Source organism: Enterococcus sp. AZ163, assembly GCF_050498925.1.
GTDB classification, from domain to species: Bacteria; Bacillota; Bacilli; order Lactobacillales; family Enterococcaceae; genus Enterococcus_A; species Enterococcus_A ferrettii.
On the sequence record NZ_JBIPAO010000001.1, the window covers coordinates 301,553 to 321,597 of the forward strand.

Annotated in this window: 22 protein-coding genes and 1 riboswitch; of the genes, 2 read left to right on the forward strand and 20 right to left on the reverse strand. The window is 39.2% G+C overall.

The genetic code is table 11. The features are described from left to right. Nucleotides 1–8: 8 nt before the first annotated feature. The 14 genes from rsgA to IGI46_RS01650 form a co-directional block, all read right to left on the reverse strand. Nucleotides 9–926: a ribosome small subunit-dependent GTPase A gene (gene rsgA, locus IGI46_RS01585; RefSeq protein WP_429964997.1), complete on the reverse strand. Its 918-nt coding sequence runs from the start codon at nt 924–926 to the stop codon at nt 9–11. A 75-nt stretch (nt 927–1,001) separates the two neighbouring features. Further along, entirely contained in the window at nt 1,002–3,164 is a 2,163-nt protein-coding gene (pknB, locus tag IGI46_RS01590; protein WP_429964566.1) for a Stk1 family PASTA domain-containing Ser/Thr kinase, read from the reverse strand. Then, a complete protein-coding gene (locus tag IGI46_RS01595; RefSeq protein ID WP_429964567.1) occupies nt 3,161–3,904 on the reverse strand; it encodes a Stp1/IreP family PP2C-type Ser/Thr phosphatase in 744 nt (247 codons plus the stop codon). Before IGI46_RS01595 ends, pknB begins: the two co-directional genes overlap by 4 nt. 12 nt (nt 3,905–3,916) lie before the next feature. Next, nucleotides 3,917–5,278, reverse strand: a complete 1,362-nt coding sequence (rsmB, locus tag IGI46_RS01600; RefSeq protein WP_429964568.1) for a 16S rRNA (cytosine(967)-C(5))-methyltransferase RsmB — start codon at nt 5,276–5,278, stop codon at nt 3,917–3,919. Then, nucleotides 5,278–6,219, reverse strand: a complete 942-nt coding sequence (gene fmt / locus IGI46_RS01605) for a methionyl-tRNA formyltransferase (protein ID WP_429964569.1) — start codon at nt 6,217–6,219, stop codon at nt 5,278–5,280. The genes rsmB and fmt overlap by 1 nt, the downstream gene beginning before the upstream one ends. Next, a complete protein-coding gene (gene def, locus IGI46_RS01610) occupies nt 6,212–6,703 on the reverse strand; it encodes a peptide deformylase (RefSeq protein ID WP_429964570.1) in 492 nt (163 codons plus the stop codon). Before def ends, fmt begins: the two co-directional genes overlap by 8 nt. Nucleotides 6,704–6,712: 9 nt before the next feature. Further along, a complete protein-coding gene (gene priA / locus IGI46_RS01615; protein WP_429964571.1) occupies nt 6,713–9,115 on the reverse strand; it encodes a primosomal protein N' in 2,403 nt (800 codons plus the stop codon). 98 nt (nt 9,116–9,213) lie between these two features. Then, nucleotides 9,214–9,519, reverse strand: coding sequence for a DNA-directed RNA polymerase subunit omega (gene rpoZ / locus IGI46_RS01620; RefSeq protein WP_207701554.1), 306 nt, complete (start codon nt 9,517–9,519; stop codon nt 9,214–9,216). A gap of 4 nt (nt 9,520–9,523) precedes the next feature. Beyond that, complete coding sequence (gene gmk / locus IGI46_RS01625) at nt 9,524–10,138, reverse strand: guanylate kinase (protein WP_429964572.1); 615 nt, start codon at nt 10,136–10,138, stop codon at nt 9,524–9,526. Between the two features lie 94 nt (nt 10,139–10,232). Continuing rightward, nucleotides 10,233–10,517, reverse strand: coding sequence for a hypothetical protein (locus tag IGI46_RS01630; protein ID WP_207701556.1), 285 nt, complete (start codon nt 10,515–10,517; stop codon nt 10,233–10,235). Between the two features lie 12 nt (nt 10,518–10,529). Then, entirely contained in the window at nt 10,530–11,414 is an 885-nt protein-coding gene (locus IGI46_RS01635; RefSeq protein ID WP_429964573.1) for a YicC/YloC family endoribonuclease, read from the reverse strand. Nucleotides 11,415–11,423: 9 nt separating this feature from the next. Then, entirely contained in the window at nt 11,424–11,642 is a 219-nt protein-coding gene (locus tag IGI46_RS01640) for a YdbC family protein (RefSeq protein ID WP_207701558.1), read from the reverse strand. Beyond that, complete coding sequence (locus IGI46_RS01645) at nt 11,612–13,252, reverse strand: patatin-like phospholipase family protein (RefSeq protein ID WP_429964574.1); 1,641 nt, start codon at nt 13,250–13,252, stop codon at nt 11,612–11,614. Before IGI46_RS01645 ends, IGI46_RS01640 begins: the two co-directional genes overlap by 31 nt. A 54-nt stretch (nt 13,253–13,306) precedes the next feature. Beyond that, nucleotides 13,307–14,020, reverse strand: coding sequence for a class A sortase (locus IGI46_RS01650; protein WP_429964575.1), 714 nt, complete (start codon nt 14,018–14,020; stop codon nt 13,307–13,309). 267 nt (nt 14,021–14,287) lie between these two features. Between IGI46_RS01650 and IGI46_RS01655 the strand changes: the two genes are divergently transcribed. Then, the gene (locus IGI46_RS01655; RefSeq protein ID WP_207701561.1) at nt 14,288–15,058 is read left to right on the forward strand and encodes a hypothetical protein; all 771 of its coding nucleotides are present in this window, start codon (nt 14,288–14,290) and stop codon (nt 15,056–15,058) included. Nucleotides 15,059–15,099: 41 nt separating this feature from the next. On the opposite strand, the gene thiT is transcribed toward IGI46_RS01655, so the two are convergent. From thiT to IGI46_RS01670, 3 genes are all read right to left on the reverse strand, one after another. Further along, on the reverse strand, nt 15,100–15,687 hold the full coding sequence (thiT, locus tag IGI46_RS01660; RefSeq protein ID WP_429964576.1) for an energy-coupled thiamine transporter ThiT: 588 nt from the start codon (nt 15,685–15,687) through the stop codon (nt 15,100–15,102). Between the two features lie 49 nt (nt 15,688–15,736). Next, nucleotides 15,737–15,835: riboswitch (TPP riboswitch) on the reverse strand. A gap of 61 nt (nt 15,836–15,896) precedes the next feature. Then, a complete protein-coding gene (locus tag IGI46_RS01665) occupies nt 15,897–16,262 on the reverse strand; it encodes a hypothetical protein (RefSeq protein ID WP_429964577.1) in 366 nt (121 codons plus the stop codon). A 62-nt stretch (nt 16,263–16,324) separates the two neighbouring features. Next, nucleotides 16,325–16,783 (reverse strand): low molecular weight protein-tyrosine-phosphatase, encoded by a 459-nt coding sequence (locus IGI46_RS01670; RefSeq protein WP_429964578.1) that lies wholly within the window; start codon nt 16,781–16,783, stop codon nt 16,325–16,327. A gap of 70 nt (nt 16,784–16,853) precedes the next feature. On the opposite strand from IGI46_RS01670, the gene IGI46_RS01675 reads away from it, so the two are divergent. Further along, the gene (locus IGI46_RS01675) at nt 16,854–17,828 is read left to right on the forward strand and encodes a 2-hydroxyacid dehydrogenase family protein (protein ID WP_429964579.1); all 975 of its coding nucleotides are present in this window, start codon (nt 16,854–16,856) and stop codon (nt 17,826–17,828) included. On the opposite strand, the gene IGI46_RS01680 is transcribed toward IGI46_RS01675, so the two are convergent. Genes IGI46_RS01680 through ruvA form a run of 3 tightly spaced genes read right to left on the reverse strand, consistent with a single transcriptional unit; the run spans nt 17,819 to nt 20,042 of the window. Further along, nucleotides 17,819–18,388: a TetR/AcrR family transcriptional regulator gene (locus tag IGI46_RS01680; RefSeq protein ID WP_207701566.1), complete on the reverse strand. Its 570-nt coding sequence runs from the start codon at nt 18,386–18,388 to the stop codon at nt 17,819–17,821. The two genes, IGI46_RS01675 and IGI46_RS01680, sit on opposite strands and share 10 nt — an antisense overlap. Nucleotides 18,389–18,392: 4 nt before the next feature. Then, a complete protein-coding gene (ruvB, locus tag IGI46_RS01685) occupies nt 18,393–19,409 on the reverse strand; it encodes a Holliday junction branch migration DNA helicase RuvB (RefSeq protein WP_207701608.1) in 1,017 nt (338 codons plus the stop codon). 39 nt (nt 19,410–19,448) lie between these two features. Further along, nucleotides 19,449–20,042 (reverse strand): Holliday junction branch migration protein RuvA, encoded by a 594-nt coding sequence (ruvA, locus tag IGI46_RS01690; protein ID WP_207701567.1) that lies wholly within the window; start codon nt 20,040–20,042, stop codon nt 19,449–19,451. Nucleotides 20,043–20,045: the final 3 nt, after the last annotated feature.

Consider the following 20,045-nt stretch of genomic DNA (forward strand, 5'->3'; position numbering starts at 1 on the left):
GTACTAAATTAGTTTTTCTTTTTATAAATAGGTCGTCGGTTTTCAATTTCTTGTAGAAACTGCAGATAATTATCATATCTTGATTGAGTGATTTCGCCAGATTCTACTCTTCTTTTTACTTCACAACCCGGCTCTTTTACATGGCGGCACTCCCGAAAGCGACAGTATGGTGCAGCTGCTAGAAATTCTGGGAAGTCTTTCGGTAGCTCATCTACTGATAATTCCAAAAAGTCAATTGAACTAAACCCAGGGGTATCGGCGACTAATCCATCAAATAGTTCCAATAATTCAACATGGCGGGTTGTATGTTTTCCTCTTCCTAACGCTTCAGAAATTTCACCTGTTGCTAATTGTAATTCTGGTGCTAACTCATTCAACAATGTCGACTTTCCTGCACCTGATTGACCCATAAATACAGTTAATTTATCACTGAATAAGTCCGTCAGGCGATCTTTTTCTGCTAGCCCTGCAATTACAGGATATCCTAGAGATTCATAAACAGCCTTAATTTCAGCAACCTGTACTTCATCTTTCATCAAATCAGTTTTAGAAAGATAGATGACTGGATCAATTAATTTACTTTCCAATGTAACCAAAAATCGATCCAATAAATTATAAGAAAACTTTGGTTCAACTAAGCTGGTTACAACGACGCCTAAATCAACATTTGCTACTGGTGGACGGATTAGTTCATTTTTTCGCGACAACAGTTCCAAAACATATCCCTCACTGTTTTCTTCGCTGCTAAAAACTACATCATCCCCAACTAGCGGGGTCAGTCCGCGTTTACGAAAGTTTCCTCTGGCTCGGGTCTGGTGCATTTTTCCATCGCTGAATACATAATAGAAACCACTTAATGCTTTACGAATTTGTCCTTCGATGGTCCTCACTCCCTTCGATACATTCTCTCGCAACCATTGTACCATATTCAATAAACAAATATCAGTAAAAAAAACCTAAAAAAGATACCTTCCTCCAATCGGAAAAAGATATCTTCTAAATCATGGAACATTAATGCTTGTTTCACCATTTACGTTCCTAGTCACCACAGTCACACCATCTCTTTGAACCTGGATGGTCGCTTCTGATCCATCTTTGATTGTAACAGGTACGGCTTGACTATTGGAGGTCGTACTGGAATCTAAAGTGAAGGTTGCCTTATTTGTCAGACTGCTATTATTCGCATCTTTTACTAGAACAGTAATTGTTTCAGTTTGCTCATTATTCCCTTTATAACTGGCATTAATTGTTACGTTGAAATTCTGTTGCTTCACTTCTGTACCTTTTGAAACTCTCAAGGTAACAGTACTTCCGCTATCTACAGATTCACCATTTGCTGGACTGGTTGCAATAACTTTTCCAGCTTCAATACTATCAGAGAATTCTTCAGTAACAGTCGCTTTTAATCCCAGATTTTCTAATTCAATTTGTGCCTCAGCTTGTGTTTTACCATTTAGATTAGGCACAGTCACTTTGGCAGGACCTTTGCTGACTTGTAATTTGATTAATTTGTCAGCTGTCACATTAGTCCCCGGAATAGGATCTTGGCCTATTACCATTCCAGCAGCTACACTTTCGTTATCTTCATTAATTCGCTGAATTTGTTCACCATCGATTCCCAAATTTAACAAAGCAGCTTCAGCAGCTTCATAAGTCATACCTGAATAATCTCCCAAAGTAAAGGTTTGAGGACCTTTAGATACTTCAAAGGTAATCGTGTCCTTTGAAGGGTCAACTTCATTGCCTTCGGTTGGATCTTGACTAATAATGGTCCCTTTATTAACCTCGTCATTATAATCTTCATTTATCTTGATTTGACTAGAAGAGAAGCCTAAATCCCTTAAAGTCTTTCGAACATCACTAATCTGTTCACCGGTGTAATTATCTAGCTCAACTTTTCCTACACCACTGCTGACATATAAGCGAACAGTTCGATTACGGCGAATCATACTGCCAGCTTCCGGATCAGTTCGAACAACATGTCCTTCTTCAACATCGCTATCAGGAATTGACTCAGCACGCTCTACTACCTTTAACTTTGCCTCTTGCAAAGTTTGTCGTGCTTCTGCCTCGGTCATATTTTTAACATCTGGAACAGCTAACTCTTGATTAGAACTTGCAAACATGTACGCTGCAAATCCTCCTATCGCTAAAACTAAAAGTGCCAATAAAATCCATGGCCACTTCTTCCGTTTTTTCTTGGGAGGTTCAACTGGCTTATTTACCATCTTCGGAATCTCCGGTTGTTTTTCTTCCAATGGCAGTTCCTCTGTTATTGGCGTCAGAACTTTTGTTTCATCATGCATAACTGTTGGCTCCCACGGCCGTTCATCTAAGCGCCCTGGAGATAAAGCAGTCGCTAAATCTTCTGACATTTCTTCTGCAGTTTTATAGCGATCAGCCGGATCTTTCGCTGTTGCATTCATAACAATATTTTCAAGTGACTGTGGCGCTTGCGGATCAAATACTTTCACCGAAGGAATCGGATCTTGAAAATGTTTTAGTGCTATCGTTACCGCTGATTCACCATCAAAAGGAACATTTCCTGTCATCATTTCATACAAAATAATTCCTAAAGCATAAATATCTGATTGTTTCGTTGCCATGCTTCCTCGTGCTTGTTCTGGAGAAAGATAGTGAACTGAGCCTAGTAAAGAGTTCGTTTGTGTAAGGGAAGTTTCCGATAAGGCAATTGCAATCCCGAAATCAGTAATCTTCACCACACCTTCTTGATCAATCAGTACATTTTGTGGTTTTAAGTCACGATGAATAATCCCATGGGCATGTGCCAGACTAACGGCAGAAAGAATTTGCTGCATGATATCGACAATTTTAGTATAAGGGATTGGGTAATGAGTCTGAATGTATCGCTTCAAATCCATACCACGTACATATTCCATTACTAAATATTGCATATCCTCTTCTTCGCCTACGTCATATACGCTAACAATATTAGGGTGAACTAACTCAGTGGCCGCTAAGGCTTCTCTTTGAAAACGACGTATTGCTGTTTGATCATTTTGGAAGTTAAAACGCAACACTTTGATAGCAACATCGCGATCCAAAATTAAATCGTGGGCTAAAAAGACATTGGCCATCCCACCACTTCCGATACTAGCGATGATTTTATATCGGCCATTAATTATTTTCCCGATATCTATCATTCCGGTACCTCCTCCCCAAAGTGGATTAATAGTACGGTAATGTTATCGGCTCCACCAGCTTCATTGGCTTTAGCGATTAATTGACTTGTCTTATCAGCTAAAGGTTGATCATCCTCGATGATGGTCATAATTTTTTCTTCGCTTACCATGTTAGTTAAACCATCAGAACACAAAAGCAAATAGCCATCAGCATGACACGTATGATGAGAAACATCTACTTCTACAGTACCGTATACCCCAACTGACCGAGTCAATACATTTTTTTGTGGATGAACTGCGGCCATTTCCTCAGTGATTTCGCCAGATTTCACCAATTCGTTCACTAGTGAATGATCATCAGTCAACTGACGTATCGTATGGTCGTGAATATAATAGGCACGGCTATCACCAACATGAGCTAACGTAAAATTATCATCAAATAAGGCAGCACCGACAATGGTTGTCCCCATTCCCTGCATCTCGGAGTGTTCAATGCCTTCTTGATAAATTTTTTGATTTTCTTTTTGAATTTGATGGATGAACCACTGCGCAACTTTTTCACTGTCTGAAATGTCTGAAGCTTCCCAAGCGGCACCAAGTCCATTGACAGCCATTTTACTGGCCACATCTCCTGCCAAATGGCCACCCATACCGTCAGCTAAGATTGCTAATGACTTTTGTGTTTGATTCACAAAAACATTCGCATAATCCTGATTCATTTGGCGACGTCTACCGATATCAGATTGAAATTGAATTTCCAATTTTGTTCCACCTCATTTGTCATTTTTGCGCATCGCGCAGATGAAAAAGCCGTCAGTCATCAGCATTTCTGGGTATAATACCAACATCTTATCCTGAATAGCTGGTTGTAAAACATTATTTACAGCTAAATCGATCTTTTCAAATTCTGGATGAGCCTTTAGAAAAGCTGCTGTGACTTCTTGGTTTTCTTCAGAAGTTATTGTACATGTACTATAGACCAATATGCCACCTTTTTTTAACGTCGGTGCACAACTTTCTAAAATTTCTCGTTGAATTTTCGGCAATTGTTTAAAATCTTCCGGTCTTTTTTGATATTTAATGTCAGGTTTCCGACGCATTAATCCTAAACCTGAACAAGGTGCATCAATCAAAATTCGGTCAAAAAATTCTTGAGCAAAATGCTTATCTACCGTTCGAGCGTCCAGCTCTTTGGTTTCAACTACCTCAGATACATGGAGCCGTTCAGCATTTTCACGAACTAGCTTCAATTTGTGTTCATGGATGTCCAAAGCGGTAATTTTGCCTTTACCTTCAAGTAATGCTGCCATATGTGTCGTTTTTCCGCCTGGTGCTGAGCAAGCATCTAAAATTTTTTCACCTGGGTTAATTCTCATTACTTGTGCTACCAGCATGGAACTTTCATCTTGTATAGTTAGCAGTCCTGCTTTATAAAGCTTGCTTCCAGCTAAAAATCCTTTGTCAGCAATAATACCATAGGGAGATACATCACTAAGTCTTGCTTCAATTCCCTCTTCTTGTAACTGCTCAATGGCGGATTCACGACTAATCCTTTGTATGTCTACTCGTGCACTTACATGACTGGGTTCTAGCAATGAAAGACCTAATTTGCGAGTTTCTTCTACTCCTAGTTCTTGTAAAAGTTTTTCAGTCAGGTAATCTGGTAAACTAATCTCAGTTGCCAATCTTTCTATTGGGTTGGCAATATCCGTTAAAGATGGAACGCCATTTCTTTGCAAAGAGCGCAGAACGCCATTAACAAATTTACCAATTCCCGGATTGCCCTTTGCTTTAGCAATTTCCACCGCTTCATTTAAAATTGCATGATCTGGCACGCGGTCTAAAAAAATCAATTGATACACTGAAAGTTCTAAAAGACTTTGTACCCAGTTATCGATTCGTTTCGCCCGAGTTGTAAAAGGAGCCAAATAGAATGCTAGAAGTCGTTTGCGACTGACAGTACCATAAACAAGCTCGGTTAACAGTCCTGTATCTTTGTCAGCTACTTGATTTTTCTTAATCAATTCATTAAGAAGCAGATTAGAATAAGCACCGCCATGATTAATCCGTTCCACAGCCTCCAAAGCTGTATAACGTACAGAATGCAATAATTTCTTCGATATTTTTTTCGCCATTATTTCACCTTTTGACCTTCTGAAACTTGCTGACCACTGCCATTAAGGAATGCTTGAACAGCCTGTTTGCCTTTTCCGGCTGGCTGAAGTTCATGAATAGCTAAGACACTTCCTTGACCACAAGCAATGTGCAAATCCTTTTTAGTCCTTAAAATAATAGTACCTGGTTCAGCTGTGGTTGTTTCTGCTGTTGGCTCAGATTTGAAAATTTTCCAACGCGCATCTTCATAAGTTGTAAAAGCAATTGGCCATGGATGCATCCCCCGCACTTGATTGTCGACCTCTTCAGCAGTTTTGTTCCAGTCAATAGCTTCTTGTTCTCTTGTTATATTTGGTGAGAAGGTAACCTCGGCCTCATTTTGTGGAGCCGGACTTACTTCACCGTTAATAATTTTGGGCAAGGTTTCTAAAAGCAGTTCTTTACCCACAAGACTTAATTTTTCGAACATCGTTCCTACATCATCTTGTTTAGTAATGGAAATACTGCGTTGGCTGTAAATGCCGCCCGCATCCATTTTTTTAATCATTTCCATGATTGTTACCCCAGTCTCTTTTTCACCATTCATAATGGCATAGTGGACAGGTGCCCCACCCCGATATTTTGGTAACAAGGAGGCATGAACATTAATTGCCCCCAATCGTGGAATTTGCAACAGCTTTTCAGGTAAAAATTGTCCAAAAGCAGCAGTAACAATTAAATCTGGAGCCAATTCAGCAATTTTTTCCATTTCCGGTGAGCCACTGATTTTTTCAGGTTGTAAAACTAATAAACCGTGCTCAACAGCTGCGGCTTTAACCGGAGGTGGTGTAATCGTCTTTTTTCGCCCAACTGGACGGTCTGGCTGAGTAACTACAGCCGCAATTTCATAATTCTCAGTTAATAAGCCTTCCAAAATAGGGACTGAAAAAGCAGGAGTTCCCATAAATACAATTTTAGTCATCGGCATGTTCCTCCATATAACGTTCTAAATCTTCAGGTGCGATTGGATCAATTACTTGATCGATAAACAGGTTACCATCGAGATGATCGATTTCATGTTGAAACGCCCGGGATAAATAGCCATAAGCTGTTACTTCCATTTCATCACCTTCACGATCATAATAACGTACAGTTATTTCATCTGCTCGCTCAACTGTTCCATAGGTTTCAGGAATGGATAGACAACCTTCAACATCAATGGTTGTACCTTTCTTCTCAATGATCTCTGGATTAATCAAGTCAAAGCGGTCACCCTTATCAACTTCTACAACAGCCATTCGCAAATTTTTACCAATTTGAGGCGCAGCTAATCCGATACCATCATGAGCTACCATCGTCTCATACATATCATCCAGTAGTTGGACAAGTTCATCTGTTACATATTCAATTGACTGAGCCGATTGGGTCAAGCGGTGGTCAGGGTGAAGCAAAATTGGATAGTGCATGGTTTCCTCCTAAATAAAATACATGGGTTCGCTGTCAATAGCAATCAAAAGTCCATTTCGTTGTTCCTTTTGGCTTTGCTGCAAAATAGTTTCTAATGTTGGATAAAGCTGGTTTTCTTTTTTATATTTAATTATCAATTGGTAATAGTAACGGTTTTTAACTCGCAGAATAGCTCCAGGAGTTGGTCCTAATAAAATACTTTGCGGACTTAGAGCCTGTTTCAGCTGTTCACCCAGCTGATACGCTTTTTGAGCAGCCCTCATCTCTTCTTGATGAGAAACTGTCAGCTTCACCGTGTAATAATACGGCGGATAATCCGTTTGATGACGAATCCCCATTTCCATCCGGTAAAATCCTTCGTAATCATGTTCTTTAGCCAATTGAATCGCATAATGTTCAGGATTAAACGTCTGAATCAGAACTTCACCTTTTTTCTCACCGCGACCGGCACGCCCGCTTACCTGAGTCAGCAGCTGAAACGTTCGCTCACTGGAACGAAAATCAGGTAAATTTAGCGCTGTATCCGCATTAAGAACTCCCACTAAAGTTACATTAGCAAAATCTAGTCCTTTAGCAATCATCTGAGTGCCTAAAAGAATATCTGCTTCATGATTGCCAAAAGCATTCAAAATTTTCTCATGAGCTCCTTTGCGTCTAGTCGTATCAACATCCATTCGCAGAACTCTAGCTTCTGGAATTAATTGCGCTAACTCTTCCTGTACCTTCTCAGTCCCGGTTCCGTAATAACGGATTTTATCTTTACCGCAATTTGGACATCGTCGAGGAATATTTTCCTCATGACCACAATAGTGACAACGCATGGTTTTGGTATCCATATGTAAGGTCAATGAAATATCACAATTAGGACAAGGCAAAACAAAGCCACAATCCCGACACATCACGAAAGACGAATACCCACGCCGGTTCAACAGCAAAACACTCTGTTCCCCTTGTACTAAACGGTCTCGCAATTTTGTCTCCAGTTTTTCTGAAAAGGAAGAACTCAAACGACGCTGCATTTCGTCACGCATGTCAACAATTTCTACTGGAGGTAGGGCAGCATTTGGGTTGGCTCGTTCTGTCAGTGTCAGTAATTGATATACGCCTTTTTGAGCTCTTGCTCTAGATTCTAAAGAGGGAGTTGCACTGCCTAAAACAACAGGACAGTGATGATACCGACCTCGCCAAATAGCCAAATCTCTAGCATGATAACGAGGAGTTTCCTCTTGTTTATACGTAGTCTCATGCTCTTCATCAATAATAATAACCCCCAGATCCTCTAAAGGAGCAAAAACTGCTGAACGGGCTCCTACTACTACTCGAGCTTCTTTTCGTTCTAGCTTGCGCCACTCATCATATTTCTCACCTTGAGACAAGCCGCTATGCAAAACAGCGACTTCATTGCCAAAACGAGACTTAAAACGAGTAGCCATTTGCGGTGTCAGCGAAATTTCAGGTACCAACATCATAGCAGTTTGTCCTTTTTCCAAAACATCCGAGATAACTTGCAAATAAACCTCTGTTTTGCCGCTACCCGTGATACCTTCTAATAAGAAAACATCATGGTCTTTGGATTCTGCTTTGTCATGAATCGCTTGGTAAGCGATTTTTTGCTGCGAATTAAGATTCAAAGCCGTTGTCTGTTCAAATTCTCTTTCAGCAAAAGGATCTCGATATTTTTCCACTTCTTCAAAGGTTAACCACCCTTTTTCTTGACCCAGATTCAGATTGGCTAAAGTGAAGCCTTCCGCCTTCATCTGTTTAACCGAGATCAATTGGTCATTTGCTAAGTTTGCCAAATAGTCGACTAATTGAATTTGCTTAGAGGAGTTCTTACGTATCCCACTTTTGATTGATTCAACATCCTTTTGGGCAAATGTTCGTTTGACATATCGCTCTGTTTTAACTTTATTTTTCGTATGTACTTCATAGCGTAATTCTACTAAATTCTGCTCTCTTAGCTGAGCCATTTTTTTCAACAATCCGCGTTCCTCAGCTTCATCCCAAGTCATTTCAGTTTTCCGGTCAAAAACTTGTTCCTTTAGTTGGCTGTCTTCAGACAATAGATACAGCTTTTTTTGATAATTGGCCTTCATAACACTAGGCAACATGGTTTGCAAACAGGTAATCTTAAATGCAAAGGTCGTATCCTTCATGTAATCTGCCAACTGCAAAAGCTCCTGATTTAAAACAGGCGTTAAATCGAGAACACGAATAATTTCCTTTAAGTTGTCGGCAGGCAGCTCAGAAGTTTCAGCTATATTTACTACAAACCCTTGGACATGGCGACTTCCAAAACTGACCTCTACGCGCATTCCAGTATCAACAGCCATTTGGGGCGGAATCAAATAGGTAAAGGGCTGATCCGTTTGCATCGACGGTACATCTACGATTACTTGTGCTAGTTTCATCCATCTCCGCCTCCTTAATGTCTGTATTGTACTAAATAAATCCTAATAATGAATTAAATTCAACATAAAAAAGGAAACAGGTGTAAATACACCTGTTCCTAGTTGTTTTGTTCGTTGCGAATACGTGCTTCCAATTCACGCTGTTCTCGTTCTTTTTGCATTTTGCGTTCTTCTTCTTCCAGTTTCAATCGTTCCCGTTTAATTTCCGGGTGAGGATCATTGATCACCGTTCCAGAATCAATTTCTTCCAAAGCTTGACCCACACTTTTTACTGAATCAAAAGTGTTTAATGTTGGTTTTGCACCAGAATCTAGTTCATGCGCGCGTTTGCTTGCCAAAATTACCAAAGAATATTTAGAATTGACATGATCCAATAAAGTATCAATTGAAGGTTTTAACATCATAAGCTTATATCTCCTTTAACATTTTTATATATTTTCCTATTACACGGTCGACCCGATAATGTTCACTTACAATAATATCCTTAATTCGATCTACTGCCAAGTGAACTTTGTCATTAACCACAGCATAATCATAAAGAGCCATCATTTCAATTTCTTCACGAGCTACTTTCATTCGTTCATCAATCACTTCAGGCGTATCTGTACCACGTCCAACAATCCGCGCTTTCAATTCAGCCAGATCTGGCGGTGTTAGAAAGATGAAAACGCCATCGGGTACTTTGTCTTTGACTTGACGTGCCCCTTGAACCTCAATCTCTAGGAATACATCTTTCCCACGATCTAAAGTCTCGTTTACATACGTTAATGGTGTACCATAATAATTGCCTACATACTCCGCGTACTCCAGCATTTCACCAGACTCAATCATCGCTTCAAATTCTTCGCGAGTTCGGAAATAATAATCAACACTATCTACTTCCCCTTCACGTTTTTGACGGGTAGTCATGGAAATTGAATATTCAAATTCATTGTCATCTCGTTCAAAAATCGCTTTACGAACAGTCCCCTTACCAACACCCGACGGTCCAGACAACACAATCAACAGTCCTCGTTCAGACATACTAACGCCCTTTCATGGTCTTTTTTCGCTAACGCTTATTGTGCACTTTTTTTGCGAAGATTTCAAGAGGTATTCGTCTACAGCCTGCTATTTCTTAAAAACCCATATTAGATAATGTGTTAATAACATCTCGTAACTCACCATGCTGTTTAATTTCTTTATCCACTGGATCAGACACTTCCTCAGCCGTAGTTGACACTAAAAATGCTCTATTTAGTGCAACATAGGTCCCATCATTCACTAAAATGTGCAGCTCCTTTTCATCGTAAGAAACAACTGCATCTTGCCAAACTTCAAATCCCTTTTTATCAGAAGGCACTGCACGTTTAACGATGCTATGCCCATTACTTTGGTGGAAAGTTATGTCGTAATACTTCATTTTGCTATGCTCCTATTCTATATTTTGAATTTGTTCACGTATTTTTTCTAAGATCGTCTTCAATTGTACCACGATATCCTTAATTTGAATGGGGCTAGACTTAGAGCCAATGGTATTCACTTCCCGATTCATCTCTTGCAAAAGAAAATCGAGTTCCCGTCCGACCGGTCCAACGGTCTGCAAAAGATGATCCATTTTTTCCAAATGGATGCTTAAGCGATCTAACTCTTCGTGAACATCTCCTCGTTCCAGCAAGATCGCCATCTCAGTTAATAAACGATCTTGATCAATTGTGTTCCCAAGGTATTCCTGAAGTTTTTCTTCATATCGCTTCTGATAGTCTGCTTCATAAATATCGACAAATTGTTTTAACTCTTCAAGCAACGCAAAAATATTATTTCGATATTCCGACAAGACCGCCTGAATTCCTACTCCTTCAAATTCCCGACTTTGAACCAGCTGTACAAAGGCTTTCTGAGCGGCTTCATGCACTAATAATTCTAATGTCTCATCGGATTCTTTATGATCTACTAGAATTACATAATCATCTTGTTCTAAACTCTTTAATAAGATCTCTTTTACCGGAAAATCAATTACACCATAACGTTCCTGTGCACCAGTTTTTAGACTCTCAATTAATTGATCCAGTAACTCCCATCGAATAGAAACTTCTTTATTTCCCGTCTTTAAAGGCATTAAATTGATGTACATATCTACTCGACCACGTTGAACCTGTTCCTTCGCAATTTTACGTAGTATTGTCTCATAGGCATTAAGTTCTTTGGGCATCCGGATTTGCAAATCTAAAAATCGATTGTTTACACTTTTCAACTCAATACTCAGCTCATATGCTTCGTTCAAAGCCGTTCCTTGCCCATAACCAGTCATACTTTTCATATTTACCCTCTACATTTCTTTAATAATTTTCTGTAACACTTCAAATTCTTCATTTGTTAAAGTCACACCTTTGCCCATCTTCTCATGCTCTGGTGACCAATCTCGCAAATCAAATTTTGGGGGACGTCCATTCCAACTAACCAAGTTTAACTCCTTGCGCCAACCTTTTGCATTTTCCGACAATACTGCAATTTCTTCTACAATTTCGTAACTGAATTCTCCTGCCATGTAAATTCCTCCTGAATAAATTCTATAAACATAACCAGCAAAGTGGGTAGGGGCCAGATATAAAAGGCCCGTTCCCAATTATTAATCTTTTGCCGGTACAATCTCACGGTTCGATTATAATTAGATAAACGATTCATTTCCAACCAACGCTGGGATAAATGCTCCTTAACTGACAGAATATAAGTCAACTCTGGATCCTCCTCAACATTATGACAAACGATAGCTGCTAATTCGTCGATTCTATAAGTGCTTAGCGGAGAAATATGCAACCATTCGCTCCACTGTTCTAGTAACGAAAGACTCAATTTCTCTAAGGGCTGGTGGTAATTTTTCTGTTGAATCTCGGCCAACTCTTTTAGTGGAACTGACAATTTTCTTCGCATAAAAACCACAAACTTACGGGTCATTCGAGGAAAATCTTCTGTGTTTTCAAAAAAATATCGCTGTCCCTGATTCTCTTTCAGACATCGCTTCATTTCCAAATAACCTAATTTAATATTGGCCTTTGCACGATTGGCTTCGAATAACATCATCTCGCCCAAATTCCAGCTCGTAGCTAACTGAATTTCAGCAACATCACTAGGTATCGTTACGGTTTTATCTATTCCTGGACCGTGAACATCAATTACAATTAATTCAGTTGCTCCCTGTTTTAGTGCAACATCTATAGGTATATTATTACGATATCCTCCATCAACATAAAAATGCTCATCAATTTGTTCAATAGACATTAACGGAAAAAAGGCTGATGAAGCTAGCAACCAAGACAGCATTTCCTTTTGCGAGCAGTCATTTAATTTTACCACGACTTCCTGAAATGTGGGAACACGAGTAGCTACAATATACAGAGGCATGCTCTTGGTCATCTTTTCTACATCCAGATGCTCTTGCAGTAATTTGTACAATGGTGCTGTTGACAAGCCTTTTTGTCTAATAGCCTCAAAAATAAATTGTCGCAGTTGCTGAACATGATCCACAAAATCAGCTTGTTCAAGCGCTTCAAAGCTTACCTCCAAAACTTTATCTGTTGCAATTTCCTGCCAAAGCGTTTGTGCAGCAGTTAAATCACCTTGTACCATCAAAGCTCCATTTAGAGCACCTACGGAACAGCCGACGACACACTGGAAATCAATTTTTTTCTCTAACAGTGCTTGCCAAACACCAATTTGATAAGCACCTCGCGCACCTCCACCACCTAATACTAAACCAGTCTTATAATTTAGGTTTTTAAGCCAGCCATTTTGTTGTTCCGTGTAACCTTGTCGCCGCAGCCAGTGTGCTAACGGATCTGACGCAGAAAACATTAAGATTATTTCTTGAACAAATTCTTGGCGGGCGGCGGTCTCCACTAAGGAAATCCCTTCTTGCCAAGTCATTTCTTTCGTTGTTAGCAAATTATGAACCTGCCAATTTCCGTCAGTCTTATGAACTTCGATAAATACTTGGATTTTTTGAGTAGTGAGGGAATAAACTTGGTATTTTTTTATCGCTTGCACCATTCGTTTAGAAGCACATTGATGAGAACTATCAAATGGAAAAAGCAATCGTGCTTGCTGGATTGCCTCTTTATAATTTAATTGTTCTGATGGATATAAGTGATGTACCTTCATTAGCATCCTCTCCTAAAAGAAAAGCCACAAAGCTGATAGCTTTGTGGTTTTTGATTAATACGTTCGTTGTTCCATGTTGAAAGCATCGCGCATCGGTTGTGTTGCTTTTCCGACTGGTGTAACTGCCTCTAGTTCCCCTTGTACAACAATCCTAGTAATTCCATCGATTTCCCCACATGTTACCAAAGTAACTTGACGCCTATCAGGAAGCACATCCAAATACTTAACTTCCGTAGGCTGTACTCGAACTTTAAGAGCCGTCCGGTAAGTGTAAATATTGTTCAGATCTGTCAGATAGATCTTATCACCTTCTTGGATGTTATCTAATGGTGTAAACAATAATCCTGCTTCTGCTGCCCGATGACTCGCTAAACCATAATTTCCTTCGCCCATTTTTTGATCAGGTTCTAATGTACCAGCACCGTATAACAAGGCTTCATTGGATAGACCCTTGAAAATAGGTAAATTAATAGCTACAGAAGGGATCGCAATACCACCAATAACTGGTAAACGTTTATTACTTAATTGAGCGCGCATAACTGCTTCGGTACTAGCGGGAACTACCGCATCAAAATCAAAAGGCATGTCCTCCTGCAAGTTTCGATCAATGTCTTCTTTAGATAATTTTGCAACAGAATAACGGTCGCCATTATACTGAATAAGAAAGTTTTTTATTTGATTATTAAAAATTAATGCTAAACCGACTAATAATAATAAAAGTAAAAAAAAATTAATCAGCCAATTGTGTTTTTTTCTTTTCCTTTTCATGAACAGTCCTCCAGATTATACTCGATTTTATCATACCATAATGAAGGCGTAAATCATTCCGTTCAAAGTACTAGTTTTAAGATATTTTAAGGAAAATAATCCACTCATATTTTTCCGATTCAGAAATCTTATTATACTGAAAGTTTCTTGTGAAAATTATTGCAAAAGCGTTTTCAGTTGTAATGTAATTTTAAAATAAAAGAAACGAGCTTTTTTTTAATTGATAGGTTAAAATGATGATGATGACGATTTGAGAGGGTGAACAGTTTGCCAGATATGCTTTTTGTATACATTGATACAACCAGTAATGCCGTTTTTTCAAAAGGACTTTCTCCATCAGATTTTGTGGAGGGCATTGTTCATCAACCAGATCACTTGCTGTTACTGGATCCAGCAGTTGAAATTGGTGAATTTGATACACACAGTGGCTTAAAAATTATCAGTGGAACACAGGCCGTTCACCATTTTTTTACTAATAAACACTTTATTCAATCCACTGCAAATAAATGGATTGACTTTACAAATCCAGCTTTATTAAAAGAATTAACACCTTTAGAAATCTCTGAATTATTATATTTTGGTCATATGCGGACCCATTTGCACTCACCATTCTTTTATAAATTGCAAAATAATTTTGTTTACTTCAATTTGGGCAGCGAAACTTTGCGAGTATATTACCGTTACTTAGATGAATTTTACCGAATTCTAGCCAATAAAATTACTCGTATCGCACTAGAAAAAGTCAATGACAAACGTTCTTTCTTCCGCAAAGGCGCCTCTGTTGCTCACTTAGATGGAGAAATCTTGAAAGATTTGTATCCGATCTTTCAAGAAGGAGCTGTTTTCTGTTTTTCACAAGCTAAGCTTGAAAATAAACTTTATCGCGTACCAATTTATTTATCTGACGAAAAAGGTTGGCGCAAACACCAACCTACTTATAAACAAGATCAAAAAATGGGGACATTAACTTATGACCTTGGTCGCCAAAAATGGAGCTTGTCGTTGGAGAAAGATGATTTAGCCTTTGCCTTTCGCTAAAAAACCACTTTTATCATAACTGACAAAAGTGGTTTTTTCGTTTATCTACTTTTTATTTCCAATTTAGCGGCATCACGAGGTAAAAATAGCTGTGGTACCTTTTTTACAGCAATTATTGTAATTGTCGCTGTAAAAATTCCGGTGGCTATCCCACTGGCACCATTCATGATAAGAGAAAACATCCACGGGTTCATTCCCCATAATGCATAGCTACCCCAAAAGACTACGCCGGCAATAAAGTGCCAAAAGAATCGAGCCCCAGTCCCGGCCAAACTGCCTAAAATAATATTTTTTGTTACTTCTCGAGAGTTATTGTTCAGTAAAGCTTGTTGAACTTTGGTTGCATAAATCCCGGCAAAACCAGCAAAGGTAAATGCTATCGGGTATTCAATTAATACTTGTGAGAGACTTAAATAGTAAACATCTCCTGCTGGAAAATGTAGGATTCCCCAAATGAATGCTGATAACAGAGCGGGTCTTAATCCCCGTCTCAGAGCAAAAATTGTTAATGGGATCATTCCTAATGAGATTGTGAAACTGCTGCCGATGTTAGTGGGAATCAGCGAAAGCATAAAAGCTAATGCAGCTACAATTGTTCCTTCCACCATAATTCTCGTTTTGTTGTGCATAAAAAAACTCCTCCTTTTGAACATACAGTTCACAAAGGAGAAGTAAATATATTTACTTCATCACAATTCCTACGCTCGCATGACCGATACAGGTACTAGGGTTTAGAGTGTCCTCATTCTCAGCCCGAAGGCTCCCCTTTGTGACAGTATTATTCTTTTAGTATTTTTTACTCTTATAGTATAGCACACTATTTACCTAATACAAACAATTAACGTGATACTCGCTCCTGATCGCCGTTAGGTGCCAACGTAGTCACCTTCTTTATACGATCTACCGTCAGCATTTGCAATTGATTATCTTGCGTACGAACAACTAAAGAATCATTGCCAATCGCTTTAGGCAGCCAACCTGAGACGGTTTCATATTTTTCCGAATCTTTTTCATTCTGTACTTGCAAAACAACTAAACTATTGTGTAAGGCAGCTGTTTTGAGTTGACTCATTATCGTTTGATTCGCCTGCTCTTGTGCACGTTTATCAGCAGAATCATTTAGAAAATCAGACAAAAAACGGAAGGATGAACTAGAAAAGGCCTTAATTAAATTTTTTTTAGCTTTTTCAGGTATCTTCTTCATGTCAGTTTCCTCCTTGGCTGTACTCTGATTTTACTTAAAATTGAGCAAAATTACAATAAAAACTACTCTCCAAAAAAAGTTAACCAGTATGGCAAACCTTCTTCAATTAAACTATAGGTTTCGTCAAAATCACCAGTATACCAAGGATCAGGAATTCCTTGGCCTTTTTTTTCAGGGACTAAGTCTAAATACAAATGAATTTTCCTATGTGTCCCTTCCGGTGCTAAGAGCATTAAATCCTCCACATTTTCACGATCCATTCCAATGATATAATCCGCGCGGTAGAAATCATCCGTTGTTATTTGACGTGCCCTTATACCTTTCGAGCTGATACCGTGCGCTTTTAAGATTTTTTGCGTACCGTGATGAGGAGAATTACCAACTTCCCAACGACTAGTTGCTGCTGAATCTACAGTAAATTCTGCCGATTCGCTCCGTTGTTCAAATTGATTCCGAAACATAGCTTCCGCCATTGGTGAGCGACAAATATTACCCATACATACAAAAAGAATTGATTTCATTAAATTGCCTCCTTCAAGCTAAAAAAATAATTTCGTGCTATATTCTATACATAGAAATGAGGTTGATACTATGAGTCGTATTTTTCTTTCTGCCAAAATTCCAACAAGGGGCACTAAGTTACTGGATGAAGCAGACTTAGATTACGAAATTTTTGAAAATGAAGGCGTGATTCCAAAAAAAGAACTCTTAGAAAAAGTTCAAGATTGCCAAGTATTGATTTGTCCGTTATCAACAACTGTAGACCGAGACATCATCGATCAAGCACCACATTTGCGTTTAATTGCCAATTTTGGCGCTGGTTTTAATAATATCGATACCGCTTATGCTAAGGAAAAGGGAATCTATGTAACCAATACTCCGGTTGTTTCGACTAATGCCACTGCTGAACTCACCGCTGGACTGATTATTTCCTTGTCCCGGAGAATTGCTGAAGGTGATCGCTTAATGCATGGCATCGGATTTGATGGCTGGGCTCCCCTTTTCTTCTTGGGACATGAGTTAAAAGACAAAACTTTAGGCATCATAGGCATGGGAAAAATTGGTCAGTCACTTGCAGAGAAAATGAACGCTTTTGGCATGAAAATTATTTACAGCCAACGGCATCAATTACCCGCTGAACAAGAACAAGCTCTTAATGCACAATTTCGCACCCAAGAAGAGGTCATCCAACAAGCAGATGTTCTCACTTTGCACGCACCTTTAACAGATGAAACACATCACTTATTAAATTATCAGACCTTTGAAAAAATGAAAAACTCGGCCTTTGTCATTAATGCTGCTCGCGGCCCTTTAATTGACGAAGAAGAACTGGTTCAAGCCTTAACTGAAAATAAAATTGCTGGTGCCGCACTGGACGTTTATGAGTTTGAACCCGAAGTAACAGAGGCTTTAAAACAATTTGATAACGTATTATTAACTCCTCATATCGGTAATGCTAGTGTGGAGGCGCGGGATCAAATGGCTGAAATCGTAGTAAAAAATGCCATTGCCAATATCCAAGGTAAAACTTTAAAATATATTGTTAATGACCTACCTCAGGATTGATCCTGTTCATACAAACGATACGCAAAAAACTCAATATCTTTAGCAAATCGGAACAGTTGAGCCGCAATGGCGATCGGCTGTTCTTTTGCGTTAGTCAACAACCAATCAGTTAAAATCCCGCCACAACCATACGCCAAAAATCGCGCATAAAAATCTTTGTCTGTATTAGACAGCACACCATCTTGATCTACATCTTCAAACAGTCGAATAAATAAACTTTTGGCTAATCCGATAAATTCTTTTGACAGAATCTCCGGATCAGCTTGCACTGTATTTAAATAGAATTGATGAAATTGCTGCATTTCCTTCAACATCTTTAGTACTGCTTCTTCCCAATTTTCAATAGTTACCCCTGAAGACATTAAATAATTGAGTCCACATTGATAGTAAGCATAGCGCAGCAGTGCTCGTTTATCTTTGAAATGATAATAGAAGTTTTGACGGTTCACATTAGCCGCCTGACTAATCTCTTGCACAGTGAGCTTTTCAAAAGGACGCGTTAAACATAGCTGAACTAAAGCATTGACTAACTGTTCTTTGGCTCGATTGTTTACCGCCATATCTTTACCTCTGTTCTATCGGATCGACTGGATAATTAAAATGTTCATAAGCCATCGGTGTAACCACGCGCCCACGCGGCGTACGCTTCATGAAACCTTTTTGAATTAAATACGGTTCATACATATCCTCTACTGTTTCACGTTCTTCACCAATGTTCACCGCCAAGGTGCTCAATCCTACTGGGCCACCACCATATAATTCAATCATGGTTCGCAATAATTTCTGATCTACATGGTCCAAGCCTGCCTGATCTACTTGAAGTAGACGCAAGGCCTGATCTGCAATCGAACGATCAATTGTACCGTTAGACTGAACTTGAGCAAAATCACGGATTCGTTTTAACAAACGATTGGCAATTCGCGGGGTTCCTCGTGAACGGCGGGCAATCTCGATCGCTCCTTCTTCAACGATTTCTGTCGCGAAAATATCGGCTGAACGCAGTACAATTTCCCGCAAATCATCTTGCTCATAATATTCCATATGTGAAATGATACCAAATCGATCCCGTAATGGAGCCGAAAGCATCCCTGCTCGTGTTGTCGCTCCGACCAAAGTAAATGGCGGTAGAGGAAAATGAACTGGGTGGGCAGTGGCTCCTTGTCCCACCATAATATCAACATAATAATCCTCCATCGCTGAATATAAGGTTTCTTCAGCCACCCTTGGTAAGCGATGAATTTCATCAATAAATAGAACATCACCTGGTTCCAATTCGTTAAGAATCGCTACTAAATCTCCTGGTCGTTCTATCGCCGGACCGCTAGTTGTCCGGATCTTTACATTCATTTCATTAGCGATAACCATAGCCATGGTAGTTTTCCCTAATCCGGGAGGACCATAAAGCAACACATGGTCTAATGCTTCTTCACGATTTTTCGCCGCCTCAATATAGATTTTTAGTTCCATTTTTACTTTATCTTGACCAATATATTGCGAGAGGAACTGTGGACGCAGCGATTTTTCAATACTTTTTTCTACTTCGTCTGTTTCTGGCGATAAAATACGCTCTTCTTCCAAAATACCGTCCTCCTTGTAAAAGATTTCTTGTCAATCTCGAAATTATTTTTTCATCATGAGTTTTAAAGCCGCGCGTAAGTATTCGTCGGTACTTTGATATGTTTCTTTTGCTAAAGCCTTTTCCACCCGCTTGGTCTCTTTAGGACTGTAACCTAATGCTTGTAATGCTTCGATTGCCTCTTCTAGTGCATTCTCATTATCACCTTGATTGAATAAGGACATAGGATTTTCAACCAGCTCTGCCAATTTACCTTTCAAATCCAGCACCATTTGCTGAGCGGTCTTCTTGCCCACTCCTGGAAATTTCGTTAAATAAGTAACATCTCCTGCTTCAATAGCCTGAATCAAGCCTTGATGGTCTTCATTAGCCATAATGGCTAAACCGCTTTTAGGTCCGATACCTGAAACCGACAACAATCGTAAAAATAATTGTTTTTCTGCCAGGGTTTCAAACCCATAAAAGGCATGGGAATCCTCTCGAATGATTTGCTGAACATAAATAGTAATTATTTGCTCCAATTTGCTGCTGTAACGATATGGATTGCCAACTGCGATTTGATAGCCAATTCCTTGCACATCTAAGACCACATAGGCTGGACTGATGTATGTAAGTTTTCCCGTAATATATTCGTACATGTT

What these genes read in the sequence shown, in the direction of transcription:
- IGI46_RS01675 (WP_429964579.1), top strand. Translation starts at nt 16,854, where the DNA reads ATGAGTCGTATTTTTCTTTCTGCCAAAATTCCAACAAGGGGCACTAAG.
- thiT (WP_429964576.1), bottom strand. Translation starts at nt 15,687, where the DNA reads ATGCACAACAAAACGAGAATTATGGTGGAAGGAACAATTGTAGCTGCA.
- rsmB (WP_429964568.1), bottom strand. Translation starts at nt 5,278, where the DNA reads ATGGCGAAAAAAATATCGAAGAAATTATTGCATTCTGTACGTTATACA.
- IGI46_RS01680 (WP_207701566.1), bottom strand. Translation starts at nt 18,388, where the DNA reads ATGGCGGTAAACAATCGAGCCAAAGAACAGTTAGTCAATGCTTTAGTT.
- rpoZ (WP_207701554.1), bottom strand. Translation starts at nt 9,519, where the DNA reads ATGATGTTAAAACCTTCAATTGATACTTTATTGGATCATGTCAATTCT.
- ruvA (WP_207701567.1), bottom strand. Translation starts at nt 20,042, where the DNA reads ATGTACGAATATATTACGGGAAAACTTACATACATCAGTCCAGCCTAT.
- pknB (WP_429964566.1), bottom strand. Translation starts at nt 3,164, where the DNA reads ATGATAGATATCGGGAAAATAATTAATGGCCGATATAAAATCATCGCT.
- rsgA (WP_429964997.1), bottom strand. Translation starts at nt 926, where the DNA reads ATGGTACAATGGTTGCGAGAGAATGTATCGAAGGGAGTGAGGACCATC.
- IGI46_RS01640 (WP_207701558.1), bottom strand. Translation starts at nt 11,642, where the DNA reads ATGGCAGGAGAATTCAGTTACGAAATTGTAGAAGAAATTGCAGTATTG.
- IGI46_RS01635 (WP_429964573.1), bottom strand. Translation starts at nt 11,414, where the DNA reads ATGAAAAGTATGACTGGTTATGGGCAAGGAACGGCTTTGAACGAAGCA.
- IGI46_RS01630 (WP_207701556.1), bottom strand. Translation starts at nt 10,517, where the DNA reads ATGAAGTATTACGACATAACTTTCCACCAAAGTAATGGGCATAGCATC.
- IGI46_RS01670 (WP_429964578.1), bottom strand. Translation starts at nt 16,783, where the DNA reads ATGAAATCAATTCTTTTTGTATGTATGGGTAATATTTGTCGCTCACCA.
- IGI46_RS01665 (WP_429964577.1), bottom strand. Translation starts at nt 16,262, where the DNA reads ATGAAGAAGATACCTGAAAAAGCTAAAAAAAATTTAATTAAGGCCTTT.
- gmk (WP_429964572.1), bottom strand. Translation starts at nt 10,138, where the DNA reads ATGTCTGAACGAGGACTGTTGATTGTGTTGTCTGGACCGTCGGGTGTT.
- priA (WP_429964571.1), bottom strand. Translation starts at nt 9,115, where the DNA reads ATGAAACTAGCACAAGTAATCGTAGATGTACCGTCGATGCAAACGGAT.
- IGI46_RS01650 (WP_429964575.1), bottom strand. Translation starts at nt 14,020, where the DNA reads ATGAAAAGGAAAAGAAAAAAACACAATTGGCTGATTAATTTTTTTTTA.
- def (WP_429964570.1), bottom strand. Translation starts at nt 6,703, where the DNA reads ATGCACTATCCAATTTTGCTTCACCCTGACCACCGCTTGACCCAATCG.
- fmt (WP_429964569.1), bottom strand. Translation starts at nt 6,219, where the DNA reads ATGACTAAAATTGTATTTATGGGAACTCCTGCTTTTTCAGTCCCTATT.
- IGI46_RS01645 (WP_429964574.1), bottom strand. Translation starts at nt 13,252, where the DNA reads ATGAAGGTACATCACTTATATCCATCAGAACAATTAAATTATAAAGAG.